At 50.3% G+C, this 13,522-nt stretch carries 12 protein-coding genes; 5 read left to right on the plus strand and 7 right to left on the minus strand.

Annotation, left to right across the window (positions count from 1 at the left end; genetic code table 11):
- Positions 1 to 16 precede the first annotated feature (16 nt).
- Positions 17 to 955, minus strand: a complete 939-nt coding sequence (locus D568_RS0114890; RefSeq protein WP_020210401.1) for a chemotaxis protein CheV — start codon at positions 953 to 955, stop codon at positions 17 to 19.
- A 145-nt stretch (positions 956 to 1,100) separates the two neighbouring features.
- Between D568_RS0114890 and D568_RS20310 the strand changes: the two genes are divergently transcribed.
- Complete coding sequence (locus tag D568_RS20310) at positions 1,101 to 2,345, plus strand: EAL and HDOD domain-containing protein (protein ID WP_020210402.1); 1,245 nt, start codon at positions 1,101 to 1,103, stop codon at positions 2,343 to 2,345.
- A gap of 3 nt (positions 2,346 to 2,348) precedes the next feature.
- Here the strand turns inward: D568_RS20310 and D568_RS0114900 are convergent, their stop codons facing one another.
- The 5 genes from D568_RS0114900 to D568_RS0114920 form a co-directional block, all read right to left on the minus strand.
- Positions 2,349 to 2,594 (minus strand): glutaredoxin family protein, encoded by a 246-nt coding sequence (locus tag D568_RS0114900; RefSeq protein WP_020210403.1) that lies wholly within the window; start codon positions 2,592 to 2,594, stop codon positions 2,349 to 2,351.
- A 47-nt stretch (positions 2,595 to 2,641) separates the two neighbouring features.
- A complete protein-coding gene (locus D568_RS0114905; RefSeq protein ID WP_020210404.1) occupies positions 2,642 to 3,742 on the minus strand; it encodes a DUF5610 domain-containing protein in 1,101 nt (366 codons plus the stop codon).
- A gap of 57 nt (positions 3,743 to 3,799) precedes the next feature.
- Positions 3,800 to 4,663, minus strand: coding sequence for an FHA domain-containing protein (locus tag D568_RS0114910; RefSeq protein ID WP_020210405.1), 864 nt, complete (start codon positions 4,661 to 4,663; stop codon positions 3,800 to 3,802).
- Positions 4,664 to 4,802: 139 nt separating this feature from the next.
- On the minus strand, positions 4,803 to 6,422 hold the full coding sequence (locus D568_RS0114915; protein ID WP_020210406.1) for a response regulator: 1,620 nt from the start codon (positions 6,420 to 6,422) through the stop codon (positions 4,803 to 4,805).
- A 62-nt stretch (positions 6,423 to 6,484) separates the two neighbouring features.
- Positions 6,485 to 8,254: a bifunctional diguanylate cyclase/phosphodiesterase gene (locus tag D568_RS0114920; RefSeq protein WP_020210407.1), complete on the minus strand. Its 1,770-nt coding sequence runs from the start codon at positions 8,252 to 8,254 to the stop codon at positions 6,485 to 6,487.
- A 165-nt stretch (positions 8,255 to 8,419) separates the two neighbouring features.
- On the opposite strand from D568_RS0114920, the gene cmoB reads away from it, so the two are divergent.
- Positions 8,420 to 9,388, plus strand: coding sequence for a tRNA 5-methoxyuridine(34)/uridine 5-oxyacetic acid(34) synthase CmoB (cmoB, locus tag D568_RS0114925; protein ID WP_020210408.1), 969 nt, complete (start codon positions 8,420 to 8,422; stop codon positions 9,386 to 9,388).
- An 83-nt stretch (positions 9,389 to 9,471) separates the two neighbouring features.
- Here the strand turns inward: cmoB and D568_RS0114930 are convergent, their stop codons facing one another.
- Positions 9,472 to 10,005, minus strand: coding sequence for a flavodoxin (locus D568_RS0114930; protein WP_020210409.1), 534 nt, complete (start codon positions 10,003 to 10,005; stop codon positions 9,472 to 9,474).
- A 227-nt stretch (positions 10,006 to 10,232) separates the two neighbouring features.
- Between D568_RS0114930 and D568_RS0114935 the strand changes: the two genes are divergently transcribed.
- The 3 genes from D568_RS0114935 to D568_RS20315 all read left to right on the plus strand — a co-directional run bounded on the left by D568_RS0114935 (position 10,233) and on the right by D568_RS20315 (position 13,510).
- Positions 10,233 to 10,958 (plus strand): response regulator transcription factor, encoded by a 726-nt coding sequence (locus D568_RS0114935; protein WP_020210410.1) that lies wholly within the window; start codon positions 10,233 to 10,235, stop codon positions 10,956 to 10,958.
- Positions 10,955 to 12,346, plus strand: a complete 1,392-nt coding sequence (locus D568_RS0114940; protein WP_020210411.1) for an ATP-binding protein — start codon at positions 10,955 to 10,957, stop codon at positions 12,344 to 12,346. The genes D568_RS0114935 and D568_RS0114940 overlap by 4 nt, the downstream gene beginning before the upstream one ends.
- A 225-nt stretch (positions 12,347 to 12,571) precedes the next feature.
- Entirely contained in the window at positions 12,572 to 13,510 is a 939-nt protein-coding gene (locus D568_RS20315) for a GGDEF domain-containing protein (RefSeq protein ID WP_020210412.1), read from the plus strand.
- Positions 13,511 to 13,522: the final 12 nt, after the last annotated feature.

Below are 13,522 nucleotides of genomic sequence, written 5' to 3' on the forward strand. Positions count from 1 at the left end.
TAACCTGCGTAGGTGGTTAAGGCTTTAAAAACTCTCGCAAACGCTTTAATACCAGCTGAGCCAGCTCATCGGGTGCGAACTTGGACAAAAACCCATCGCACCCTACTTTTTCAACCATGGCATGATTAAAACTACCGCTTAACGAGGTGTGCATAATCACATGCAGCGAGGCCAACTCGGGAGAGGCCCGAATTTCCGCGGTTAACCGATAGCCGTCCATCTCCGGCATTTCAGCGTCTGTAACTAACAACAAGTACTCATCAGACACTTTTTTACCGCTCGCACTCACCGCCTGCAAGCGCTGTAACGCTTGCAAACCGTCTTGCGCAGCCTCGATGCTAATGCCTAAATTTTTTAGCGTCTCCCGCACCTGCCCCAAAGCCGTAGGTGAATCTTCGGCTACCAGCGCTTTGAGCCCCAAAGCTTTTGCCTCGGCAATTAATTCTTCGTCTACAACCGCCTTAGACACGGTGGTATTCATTGGCGCAATATCGGCAAGCACACGCTCTACATCAAGTATTTCAACAATCTCATTATCTACCCGAGTAATTGCCGTCAAATAGTGTTGCCGACCAGCCCCTTTGGGCGGAGGTAATATGTCTTCCCAGTTCAGGTTTACGATCGTCTCTATCGCGCCAATCATAAACGCCTGCACACTGCGGTTATATTCGGCCACAATCAAACTGGCATTTTCGACATCTCTTATTGGCCCCAGGCCGATCGCAAGCCCCAAATCAATCACAGGCACGGCTTTACCTCGCAACTGGGCCACACCGCGCACATGAGGGTGGCTGTGAGGTACCGGGCGAAGCTTAGGCAGTTTTACCACTTCCTGAACTTTAAAAACATTGATCGCAAACCTTTGCCCTACTCCTAAACGAAAAATGAGCAGCTCCAATCGATTTTGCCCAACCAGATTAGTGCGTTGATCTACAGAGTTGAGAATGCCTGTCATAAATACCCTTGCCGAGAAGCTTAACCGTCCATTCTGAACCTAGAATAAACTCCCACAAAGCAGAACAAAAGAAAATTTACCCGCCACAGCCAATTTATCCTACAATCGATATTGAGATAATCAAAACATTATATCCGAGTCGCGAATGCCCCAAGAACACCCACTTCTGGCGCGCCAGCCCATCTTCAACCGCAATATGGAGGTCGTTGCCTACGAGCTTCTATACCGCACAGACCAACAGAACCGGGCTAACATTTCCGATGGGAACATTGCCAGCACTCAAGTGCTTCTCAACACTTTCACTGAGCTATCCATTGAGAAGGTAGTAGGCAAGCATCGCGCCTACATCAATTTTACCGGCTCGCTGATGGATGCCAATTTTCCATTTGATGTATCGCAGCTTGTCGTCGAGGTGTTAGAAACCGAACATATCGGTGCCAACTTACTGCACAGACTAAAAACACTGCGTGAAAAAGGATTCACCATTGCTCTGGACGATTTCGAGCTGAGCGAACAAAGTGAAGCTTTATTGCCCTATGCCGATATCGTCAAGCTGGATGTCCTGGCCCTGACCCCAAACCAATTGCTGCAACACACGCAAAAACTAAAACCGCTTGGCTTACAAGTACTGGCTGAAAAAATAGAAACTTTTGAGATGCTTGATTTTTGCAAAAGCATCGGCTGCGATATGTTTCAAGGCTATTTTCTGGAACGACCGAAAGTCCTGAGCGGACAAAAGCTCAGCGAAAGCAAACAAGCTGTTTTGCAACTCCTCGCCAAACTCAATGATAAAAATGCCTCTTTTGAAGACATTGAAATCATTATATCCCGCGACCCGGTACTGAGCTTTAAGCTTTTAAAACTGGTTAACTCTGCCGCTTTTGGCCTGCCCCGAACAATTGATTCATTGCGACAGGCGCTCACCCTTCTGGGACTAAAAATCATAAAAAACTGGATTGGGCTGCTGGCCATGGCAAAGCTGGGTAACAAACCCGCTGAACTGTCAATCAAGGCGTTATCTCGAGCAAAAATGTGCGAGCTTGTGGCTGGAAGCCAAAAACCGATAAGCCAGTGCGACTCATACTTTACCGCGGGTTTACTGTCGATGCTTGATGCATTTATGGATGCACCGCTCGAAAAAGTACTGCAGGATATTCAGCTCAGCCCTTCTCTTCGCGATGCGTTACTTGACCACAAAGGCGAAGAGGGAAAACTGCTACAAATTGTTATTGCTTACGAGCATGGGGAGTGGGAAAAAATTGATTGGGCCTACTTAGCAACCTACAACCTGGACCCTCACTCATTGTCATCACTTTATCTGCAAACCCTAAGCTGGGTGGACGAAACCCAACAAGCATTACACACAGAGACAACCTCTAACGACTTATAAACATTAACCGCCCTTAGGCCTCAAAACCAAGAGTTTACGAACCTCTTCTGCGGTAAATGGCCAATTTAATTCATTACCACATTCAGTTTTTAATACTGGGATACGCTCCCCATACAGCTCGACCATTCTTTCATCACAGGCAATATCAAATTCTACAATTTGAATTTCCCTTGCAAAGTCTTGTAATTCAAGGCGAGCATACTGACACAAATGACAACCTGCCGTTGTCAACAAAAGCACTTTATCCACGTTCTTCTCGAGTAGCGATTATATATTGGCCATTATAATTCAAAAGGTTAATCTGTTTCAGTGATCTCGGAGCCACTTAGCACAACAGACTGAGCCAAAATTGTATGAACAAAGTCCGTGAAGCGGCTGCCTTGTGAGCCCGGCCGATCCGGGTGGTTGTGGTAAAGAGCGTCGATAATAGACTGCAGCAACTCAACCGGCTCTGCAAAAACGGATGCCTTGCTTAGAGCGCTTTGGGTTTCATTAATAAAATGGCCCACAGGCTCTAACTTTTCAGCCAGCCCTTGTCCAGGCTCTTGCCCGTAACTTGCCCCTACCCGCTGGTATTCAACTCGAGTGAGTTTTAAAGCGAAACCACTTATTTGATTGTCGTCGTACCCCAACTCTTGTGCGTAGGCAAACGCCTCATCCAAATCACCGGTAAAGAACGTCTTTGACAAGTGATCAACTTGATCCAATAAATCCGCTAAGGCTTTTTGCTCCTGCTCGTTGAGATCGCCAGAAACCAACAAGTTAAAGCGGCTGCTGGAAACTTGGGCAAACTCATAAGCAGCACCGTTTTCAGTCTCTTTAAAGCTAGCACTTGCCCCCATGCTTGAACGTGCCGCTACCGTTATCGTGTCGCCCTCTTTGGTGCGCACCATAAATTCAAAGCTTTGTGCCCCGGCATAGTCATACAAAGCAGAGGTAGGTGCGGACATCTGTTGTGCGGCTTGGCTTAGCGACACGCTGTCGCTCAACTGTGGCGCGTAAGTATCAGCCAGTCGGCTCACCCCTGCAGTGACTAAGTCATAGGTTTTATCTATATCCGTGCGTACCGAGTCGTTTAGCATATTTAATGCTGAAAGTTTCTCTTCTGCCTCAGAAAAGCCTTTTTTAAACCCTTCAAGCCCGGCCTGCAGCCTGCTTTGTAATTCGCTCTCGCTGGCCCCAGCAGCCGCATCTCTTTGCAGTTGCCGCTCGATAAAACCTAGAATATTACCCGCCGCCTGCTCAGCTGTGAGGGGGTTAACCCCTAAGCTGCGACCCTCTGCAGTGTCCATATTCGACTGTACACGCTCGCTCAACAAAGAAAGGTGACGCGAAACATTAACTTGCGTTGTTTTTTGAGCAATCAAAGGGGTGTCGGACGTCTGCTTCGTCAACATAGGGGGCCTCCGGGGTTGGGCAGTCTCCGAAGGTTAACGGCAAGAAGGTTAAATGCTTTAGCTTCTGGTCAGAAAAAGAGCCACAACAACAATAGCCGTTAAGGCAATTAACACAGCCAAGCCTGCGGTACCATAGCGTGGCTTGTGTGCAGAAGGAGCAGGAGACGCCGTAACCGTTTCGGAGCGCAACGGAGGTGCAGGTTTGGCGGTGCGCCCCACAGACGGACGAGACGGTTGCAAGCCCTGTGATTTCCCCACAGCCCTGACGGTTGTTTTGGCCATGTCGTCAGCCGGTCCAATCACACCAAAGCTTAGGGTGTCGAAGCGCAACTCATCCCCACGCTTGACTCTCGCTTCGGTCACAGGCTTACCATTCAAGTAAGTACCATTCGCCGAGCCCAGATCACGCACGTAAAGAACACCGTCAATAACGCTAAGCTCAGCGTGTCGGCGGGACAAATGAGCTGCCGCGAGAGAAATATCGCATTCGCTTGAACGCCCCACCAGGTTACTGGGCTTAAGCGGGTAAACACGATTACCCAGCGCTGTGTGATTCGCCTTGAGCGCCCAGCCGGTTGCCTTGGGGGTGCGAGGGTTGGTGAGGGTAGATTCGACTGGCTCAGCGGTGGATTCATCCTTGGGATCGATAATTTCCAACTCGACACCCGCAAGGGAAATCGTATCCCGGGGAGACAGCGGCTGACCCTCCTCAACCACCCGGCCATTAACTTTAACTTCCGAGCCTGGAACCAGATTGATTAAGCGAAGCGCTTCGTGCTCGGCTTCGATAACCAGGTGTTTATCCGCCACATTGGGAGCGCTAACCACCAGTGGGTTACTACGATCGCGACCAATACTGATGCTCGGCTCTACCAGCCAAACCGCACTGTATTTTTTATTTTTAAAGCGGATTTTTAACATCAAAGTTCCTTTCCGGGGCAGCGTTTGGGTTGTCGATAATGCAACACTGGTGTTGAGTTTTCAAGGTAACAACCGGCTCTGAGACACCTCTAAAACCATAACTTGCAGCGCAACACAAATTAACCGTCTATTTTACCGGCTAAGCCAATTTCACCCATTGTGATCGCAATCGATTAAAGCGATCACGCTGAGCCGCATCTAAACCCGGCCATTGCTGCAGTCGCTCTACCAGCCCGTCCCCCCTTCTTCGGTGGCCACTTTTATCCCCTTGAACATTTTTAAGCGCGCCCACTAGGGTTTGCAATAAGTTTAACGCCACGCCTCCATGGCGAGGAAATTCGCAAAATGCCTGCTCAAAGCAGGACAGTGCCTCCAGGTATTCTTGTTTCTCATACAAGCCAATACCCTGAGTATTCAATACGGCCAGGCGCTCACGTTTTTTAGCGCTTACAGGCTCGTTAAGAAACAGGTCAACTTTTTCTTGAAGAGTGTGCTCCTCGCAGCGATGTTCACACAGGTAGTCAATTAACTCGTTTCGCAGCACAAGGTCTTGCAGAAAATCAGCGGCACTTACCCAATCGAATAACACATCCGAGGACAAGGTGCCTAAGTCACACTCAGACTGCAACCGTTGCAGTATCCGGCGAGATGAGTCGGCATCGCCACTAACCGCTTTAAACGCACACTCGGCCGAACGCAGTGCCACCAGGTAGCGCTCGGCATCGCTAAAGCGACTTTCAAACTCTTCTAACACCCGGTTTACATCTCTGTAGAATGCCTGGGCTTGCTCGCGGTCAGCGTAGCTCAGCTCAGCACACGAGCGCACAAAGGCCAGATGGGTATCCGGCTGGTCGTAGCACGAATATAAACCTAGCCGGACAGCTTGGCGCAAAGCGCTAGCCGCCAGCGGCAAATAGCGGTTAATGAGCGCCTGCTGCCCCAACTGACTTTGTCTTTGAACAGACAGTGGCGAAAGTTCAACCGCCTGCTGCAGCACAGCTTGCCGCGCCTTTTCATCGCCATTATCCGCATAAATTTTTGCCAGCCAATCGAGCGCAGAAATACAATGCCGGTTACTTACCAAGGCCTGTTCGAGCCACTGCTCTGCCCTTTGCCAGTCGTGATTCGCTAAGCAGATGCGCGCCATACCCACCTGTGCCCAGTCCCACTCACGATCAGCCATTACCTGCCGGTAAAGCGCCTCAGCACTTGCAAGCTGAGAGTCTTCAATTAGCAGCTGGCCCAACAGCTTTTGGACGAAAGTCTGATGGCGGGTTTTGCTGTGCAATAGTAGCTGGCAAATCTCGATGGCCTTGGACTTGTCACCGGCATTAAGGGCCAACCACAGCGGCGCCATGGCACGACGTTGCTGCAATATCCGCAGCAAGCGATCACGCAGCTTTTTGGTGGTAACGGGCTTGGTTAAAAAGGCATCTGGCTCTGCATCGGTAGCGGCCATGACTAAGGCCTTACTGTACTCAGCGGAAAGCAGGATGAAAATAGCACTGGGTTTTAATTGGCGCTCTTCACGCAATTGCTCAAGCAATTGAAGGCCATTCTTCCCCCGTCCCAAACTGAAATCACACAAGACCAAATCGTACTCTAACGCTCGGCACTTGCGCCACGCATCGACAGCGTTAACGGCGGTATCTACCTGCAGACAGCCCAGCTGCTGCAATAGGCGCCTAACAGCCATACGAAAATTGTCAAAGTTATCGACGACCAAAACCTTAGCTTCGGCGATATCGCTCACGCTCATTCAGTGCCCAACCACACAACATCAGAGGCTTCAGCATATATCAAAGCGCTTATAAGGAAAATCTACGCTTGTTCCACTTTCATCATGGCGTCAGGCATACGGCGCCGGGATAAAAACACCTGCTGGCCACCCAAAGCCTTCGCACGGTGCTTTGCCTCGGCAAGCAATAAAGCCACCTGGTGGTGAGTAAGACAATGGTTAGGGTCTGGATGGACGCAGCCAATAGCGATAGTCAACGGGCCAAACCGCCTTCTTTGGCCATGTCGGTCTTCGGTCCAATAATCCAGCTGCGCCGGTGGCATGCGTTCAACAATTGAACGATGAAAGCGCTCCATTAGCGCTTCACACCTTTCACGCCAATCACGACTTTTAAAAACAATAACAAAGTCATCTCCCCCTACATGGCCAACAAAATCCAGCTCGGGCTTAACACTTTGTCGCAATAACTGCCCCAATAAAATAATGACATCATCACCACTGCTATAGCCAAAAGCATCGTTAAAGGGCTTAAAGTGGTTAATATCACAATAGGCAACAATAAAATCCGCTTTTTGGCACAGCAGCTGATCTATCCATTCATACAGAGGGACATTGCCAGGTAAAGCCGTTAAAGGGTTAGAGTGTCGGGCGGCCCGCAGCTTCTCATCCGCTATGCTGCGTAAGATGCTACGCACTTTAGCCACCCCAACGTAACGCCCGGACTCACTGACGATAATATCCACGCTCAGATTTTGCGCCGGGTCCTCGGTGACCAATCGACCAGCGGAGTTTAAGTCGCTGTTGATATCCATTATTAAACTGCGGGGGCTGATAAATCCGGAAATAGGTTTATTAGCGTGCAACTCGTAGGAATAACGCCAAGAAAATGTATTTAAAAGCTCTGACCGACTGATCATACCTATCGGGGTCTGATCTTCAGCCACGACAGGCAGACAGGTTAACCTAACATCCGATCGAAACCGCTCAACCACATCGCCTGCGGTGATATGAGGAGAGAGCCCCCGTTCAACAACTGTCACCTCCCGCAAAGTATGATAAAAAGTATCGCGTGACTGAGGCATGGCGGTAGCCCTTACCTCATTCAAATAAGCTGGCAGCTCATGCACAGGCTCACGACTGGGGCGTGCGATATAAAAGCCCTGCATATACTCCACGCCCATCGAGACGAGGGTTTTAAACTCTTCGGCCGTCTCTATCCCTTCAGCAATGACTTTATTGCCAATACGGTTGGCTATATCCAGCATAAAGCGCACAAACTCGCGCTTAACCGCGCTGCGCTCAATACCAGTGACGAAATGTCGATCGATTTTCACATAATCTGGGTTCAGCTCACTCCAGATACGCAAGCCCGCATAACCCGCGCCTAAATCATCAATAGCGACCGCAAAACCCTGACGCTGAAAATGCTCGCAGGCGTTGCTGAGCAAATCATACTCTTCCATGGGTTGCTTTTCGGTCAATTCAAACACCACCCGCTCGGGGTCCAGCTTGAGCTTACGCAAAATCGCCATGGTCACACCGTCACGATATTGGCTATCGGTAAAAGACAGTGGCGTCATATTGAGAAAAAGTTGGCCGGGCAGACGCTGGGCCATAAATGCCTGACAGGCAACTTCGCGGCAGGTGTATTCGAGCCTGGCAAGCAAACCTGAACTGGCCGCGGCGGAAAACAGTTGATCCGGCCGCTCTAAGCCAGACCCTTGGGGGCCACGAATTAATGCTTCAAAACCAGCTATGGACCCGTTAATCACATTGATAATAGGCTGAAAAACCGGGTAGAGCTGATCGCTCTCGATGACATCTTGCAGTTGCAACTGGAGGTGCTGCGCCACAGCGTCCTCCTTATCTTAGAGTGTAGGGAAAACTAACAGCATGGCGGAATTATCTACTTGAAGTATGACATTCAGATGACAGGGCCGGATTGAGGAGGATTGGGATCACCGCTAGAATGCCCGCAAATTCTCTATAGCGCTTTTCGAACTCAGGCACATCAACCCATGATTGACTATCAGCCACTGCTTCACTTTCTCACCGAGCACCCTCGATTACACAAGTGGTGTGAAACGCTCACAACGGATATCGAGCAAGGCTTAAGCATTCAAAGGTTTGGCGACTTACCTGCCTGGCTGAAGGCACTGGAGCAACTCCCACCCATCCCCCCTCAGCATATTGAGCTCACCCAGCGCGTTGAAGTAAAAGGTAACCACAGCAAACTCGAGCACGAACAAACACTGGCCGCCTTGCAGAGCCTGATCCCTTGGCGCAAAGGCCCCTATACAATTCACGACATCCACATTGATACAGAATGGCGCTCAGATTGGAAATGGGAGCGAATCCGCCACAAAATCGATCCGCTACACAATCGTTTGATCTTAGACGTAGGTTGCGGCAATGGTTACCACGGCTGGCGTATGCTGGGTGATGGTGCCGCACGAGTGATCGGTATCGATCCTTCGCCCCGTTTCGTGGTGCAGTTTGCCGCCATCAAACACTTTCTGGGCGCACACCATCCTATCGATGTATTGCCATTAGGCATTGAGAAACTTCCAGCCGACCTAAAAGCCTTCGACACTACCTTTTCAATGGGGGTTTTTTACCATCGGCGCTCGCCTATGGATCATTTACGCGAATTGAAAGATACCTTGCGACCAGGAGGGCAACTGGTATTAGAAACCTTGGTAATTGAAGGCGCAGAGGGCGAGGTATTAGTGCCCAGCGATCGCTATGCCATGATGAACAATGTATGGTTTCTACCCAGCCCCGCCACACTGCTGAATTGGCTGGCTAAGTGTGGTTTTAAACACGCCAAAATGGTGGATATCTGCCCCACCACCACAGAGGAACAGCGCACTACCGACTGGATGAAATTTCATTCCTTAGAAAATTTTCTCGACCCGGAGGACCCGAGCAAAACCATCGAAGGCTATCCTGGCCCGACTCGAGCCACTTTTGTCGCTCAAGCCTAAATGCCGTCGAAGGTAGAGCGTTTCGTTAGGAGAGATAAAGCCTCTCAGCTTTTGGCGTGATACGAAAAAGCCTGCGCTTAGGTTTACTCTGCCTTGTGGAGAGGAGTCTGCAAGCCAAACTCACGATGAATTTGCTCACACCAGGCATCCAAACGCTCTGCTGTCAAATCTTCCTGCTGATCTTCATCAATGGCTAACCCCACAAACTGGCCATCACGCTCGGCTTTGGAGGCTTCATACTCGTAACCGGTGATAGGCCAAAACCCTACACGCGCAGGATTTGAGGCAGCAATAACATCGTGCAGCATACCCATGGCGTCAAGAAAGTAATCCCCATAACCAAATTGATCGCCCAAACCAAACAAAGCGACGGTTTTGCCACTGAAGTCCACCTGCTCAAGGTCGTCCCAGAACTCTTCCCAATCGGATTGGATTTGGCCAAAATCCCAGGTCGGGATACCGAGAATTAACATCTCATAATCGGTAAACTCCAGCTGCGTTACATCGGCAATATCGTGCAGCTCCACCACATCTACCCCCAAACGGGCTTGAATGCGCTGGGCCACCTGCTCTGTGTTACCTTCATCACTTCCAAAAAATAAACCGATCTTGGCCACTGTCTCTACCTTTACCCAATATCGCCGCGACAGGCGTTACATTTATTTGCCAGTGTACTGGCTGCGCGAATTCTCCCAGTAAAACCCAGTAGGTGCAAGATACGGCATGCTATCCTAAAGGGGTTAAGAAAGGTTAACCGACAGGGTATGCCCATGACAGGGGCGCGCCGGTCATGCAAACTTGGCGCACTTTGCCAACTACAAAGCACACTACAACAGAGGTCGGGATGGCTGACATTTTACTTATCGACGACGACAGAGAACTGTCTGAACTCTTACAGGAATACTTGATCAGCGAAGGCTTCACCGTTTCCGTAGCGTTCGATGGCTCTGAAGCCCTTGACATGGCGCGCGACAACCAATACGCCGCGATGATTCTCGACGTCATGCTCCCCCGTCACAGCGGCTTTGATGTATTAAAGCAATTACGGCAACAACCCGAACTTGGTCAACAAGACACTCCGGTCATTATGCTTACCGCCAAGGGCGACACCATTGATCGTGTAATTGGCCTTGAAATTGGTGCCGACGATTATTTGCCCAAGCCCTGCGACCCAAGGGAATTGGTGGCACGCTTACGCGCCGTGCTGCGCCGCACGGCGGCTAGCCAGAAAAGTGCCCCTGAAGCCGATATATTGCAAGTAGACAACCTGCTCCTGCAAATGGGGAGCCGCGCAGCCTACTGGCAGCAAAGCCTTCTTCCCCTTACCGGGACTGAGTTCAGTGTATTAGAGCTGCTGGTTCGTCAAGCGGGGCAAGTCATCAGCAAAGATGAACTCACTGAACAAGCACTTGGCCGTAAACTGACCCCTTACGACCGAAGTATTGACGTGCACGTCAGTAATATACGCAAGAAGCTATCCACAGCAGGTGCCAGTAAAGAGCAAATTATTAATGTCCGCGGTGCCGGCTATATGCTCACCCGGGCAAGCGAGGCACCGGCCGCCCAATGACCCGGCTTTATCTACGGGTCTTTCTGACCTTCTGGTGCATTACCGCCGTTATTATTGTTACCTCGAACGTTATCGTCCACTGGCGTGATATCAACCCTGACAACAATCTGCAGCGCCTACGAGATGACCGTGATTATGAACCGGCGCTGCGCTTTCTCTATCAAATTGTCGGTTCGGCCATTAACCGCAACTCGGCACAAGTGCTCGCCGACATGCGCAGCATGCCCGAGTGGTCCACTAGACACTTTTACATCATCGATTCCACCAATCGCGATTTATTAGACCGTCCACTGCCTGCGGGGGTGCAGCATTTAATTCCCAAGCTCAACCCTAGCCACCCTTTTGATAAAGTTATTATCGATGAAGAAAAAACCTGGGGTAGGCATGTCACCCTGAACGACGGTAAAAGCGTAAAAATTTTCACCCTCGCCGCCAGTGCGGATGATAAACGTTCTGGCAATATCGTATGGCAGCTGTTTATCAACAACATCTGGCCTTTGCTGCTCACCTCCATCCTCGTTAGCGGTACGGCCTGTTTTTTCCTTGCTCGTCATTTAGCCCGCGGACTTTCTACCCTGCAACGCGCAACACGCTCTATTGCAAAAGGGGATTTGAGTGTGCGCATCAGCCACCGCTTTAATACTCGCCGAGATGAAATCGCCTTCCTGGCGCACGATTTTGACCACATGACCGAGCGCTTAGAAAAAGCCATGGCTGAGCAAAAGCGGCTTATTAAAGACGTCTCCCATGAATTGCGTACACCTCTCGCACGTTTGCAGGTAGCCCTAGCACTTGCTCAACAACGCAGCCAAGGCACGGTGGACAAAGAGCTGGATCGCATCCGCCAAGCGGCTGATTATCTGGGCGATATTATTTCTGACATTCTCGCCCTGCCAGTGATGGACGACGGCGGCTGGAGTCTAGATGACACCATGGATTTAACCGCTTTACTCGAAGCTCTGCACCAAAGCCTAGAGAGCGAAGCTTCACGTCAAGACATTACACTGAAACTGGAAAACCCTTTACCTGAAGCCCTTATGGCCACCCACGGAAACATGCTTTACGGGGTTTTTGACAATGTGCTACGTAACGCCCTGCGCTATACACCAACCGGAGGCATGATCACCACCACCGTTTCGGAGGAGGATAACCAGTATCAGATTTATATCGCCGATACAGGCCCCGGGGTGCCGGAAACACAACTGGCCGATATTTTTGAACCTTTCTACCGTACAGACCAGGCACGGGATCGTGAAAGTGGGGGTTACGGTTTAGGCCTGGCCATCGCACAGCGTACCGTTGCCCTGCACGGCGGCACCATTCGCGCGCGCAACCGCTCGCCGGGAGGCCTTGAAGTCGCCATCAGTTTGCCTCACAACAAAGCTTGACGAGTTTTTGACTGGCGGCAAACTTTTTCCTCTTTACGGTGAGGCGGCGGTCATAATTTTGACCCCTTCGCCTCCCCACCCCTCAGGGAAAAACCTAACACGTTGTTTTATATAGCGTTTCCAGCCCTCAACATTTTGGCACAAAAATCGCTACCCTTATAAAAAGCCTGACAGCTATACCGCGAAAGAGCGGCCCAACACGGCAAATAAAAGAGCAGCGACACTATGCAAGATGTTTCTCATACGGGTACAAACAGCGCCGTCCAACGTTTGAACGGGGCCTTGGCCACCGAATCCGCTAGTACGGGCACTTTTTTAGAAACACGAACCCGATTAGCTCATGCGCTACAAACCAGCCTGAATGCGAACGAGCTGGTGTCGCTGTTTCATCGTCATGCACACAGATTAATAAATTACAGCGGCTTGGTTTTTCAAAATGTCAACGAAGAAGAGATTCAGATAGGCCGTAAAGCCGTCCATAGCTGCCACTATAATTTAAACTTACCTAACACCACGCTAGGCAGCATTTGCTTTTACAGCAAGCAGCGCTTTAGCACCTCTGATCAACAATGCCTGGAGACACTGCTTGGCTCTCTGGCTTTCCCTTTACTGAACGCCCAGAAGTACCAAAATGCCTTACGTATGGCCTTGATTGATCCATTAACACAAATCGGTAATCGAGCCGCTCTGGATAAGGCCCTGGAAAGAGAACACCAGCTATTACAACGAAGTGGGCAAGTTTTTGCCCTACTCATGATTGATATAGATCACTTCAAAGAGATTAACGATAAGTATGGTCACGCGGTAGGAGATAAAATTCTCAGCGAAGTGGCCATGAAAATCGAAAATGTCAGCCGCAGCACTGATATGACATTCCGTTTCGGCGGGGAAGAGTTCGGGGTGATTTTAAGTTCAACGGGTGCTGCCGGAGCACTTATTACTGCGGAACGGGTGCGCCGCGCCATCGAACAAATGCAGGTATCTCACAAAAACCTCCGAATTAACACCACGGTAAGCATAGGCGTGAGTGCGTGTATGCACGCTGAAGAAAGTTTGTCGCTGCTAATAGAACGAGCTGATACGGCGCTTTATAACGCTAAACGCTCGGGGCGCAATCGCTCTTGCTGCGAAACACCGCCCCCTCACCCAATACACGCAAGCTAAAGCACCAGGCCT

The sequence above is a fragment of the Gilvimarinus chinensis DSM 19667 genome, from assembly GCF_000377745.1.
Lineage (GTDB): Bacteria > Pseudomonadota > Gammaproteobacteria > Pseudomonadales > Cellvibrionaceae > Gilvimarinus > Gilvimarinus chinensis.

Bases quoted from the DNA above. Each gene is read 5' to 3' on its own strand.
- D568_RS0114905 (WP_020210404.1), bottom strand. From the start codon at position 3,742: ATGTTGACGAAGCAGACGTCCGACACCCCTTTGATTGCTCAAAAAACA.
- cmoB (WP_020210408.1), top strand. From the start codon at position 8,420: ATGATTGACTATCAGCCACTGCTTCACTTTCTCACCGAGCACCCTCGA.
- D568_RS20315 (WP_020210412.1), top strand. From the start codon at position 12,572: ATGCAAGATGTTTCTCATACGGGTACAAACAGCGCCGTCCAACGTTTG.
- D568_RS0114935 (WP_020210410.1), top strand. From the start codon at position 10,233: ATGGCTGACATTTTACTTATCGACGACGACAGAGAACTGTCTGAACTC.
- D568_RS20310 (WP_020210402.1), top strand. From the start codon at position 1,101: ATGCCCCAAGAACACCCACTTCTGGCGCGCCAGCCCATCTTCAACCGC.
- D568_RS0114915 (WP_020210406.1), bottom strand. From the start codon at position 6,422: ATGAGCGTGAGCGATATCGCCGAAGCTAAGGTTTTGGTCGTCGATAAC.
- D568_RS0114890 (WP_020210401.1), bottom strand. From the start codon at position 955: ATGACAGGCATTCTCAACTCTGTAGATCAACGCACTAATCTGGTTGGG.
- D568_RS0114940 (WP_020210411.1), top strand. From the start codon at position 10,955: ATGACCCGGCTTTATCTACGGGTCTTTCTGACCTTCTGGTGCATTACC.
- D568_RS0114910 (WP_020210405.1), bottom strand. From the start codon at position 4,663: ATGTTAAAAATCCGCTTTAAAAATAAAAAATACAGTGCGGTTTGGCTG.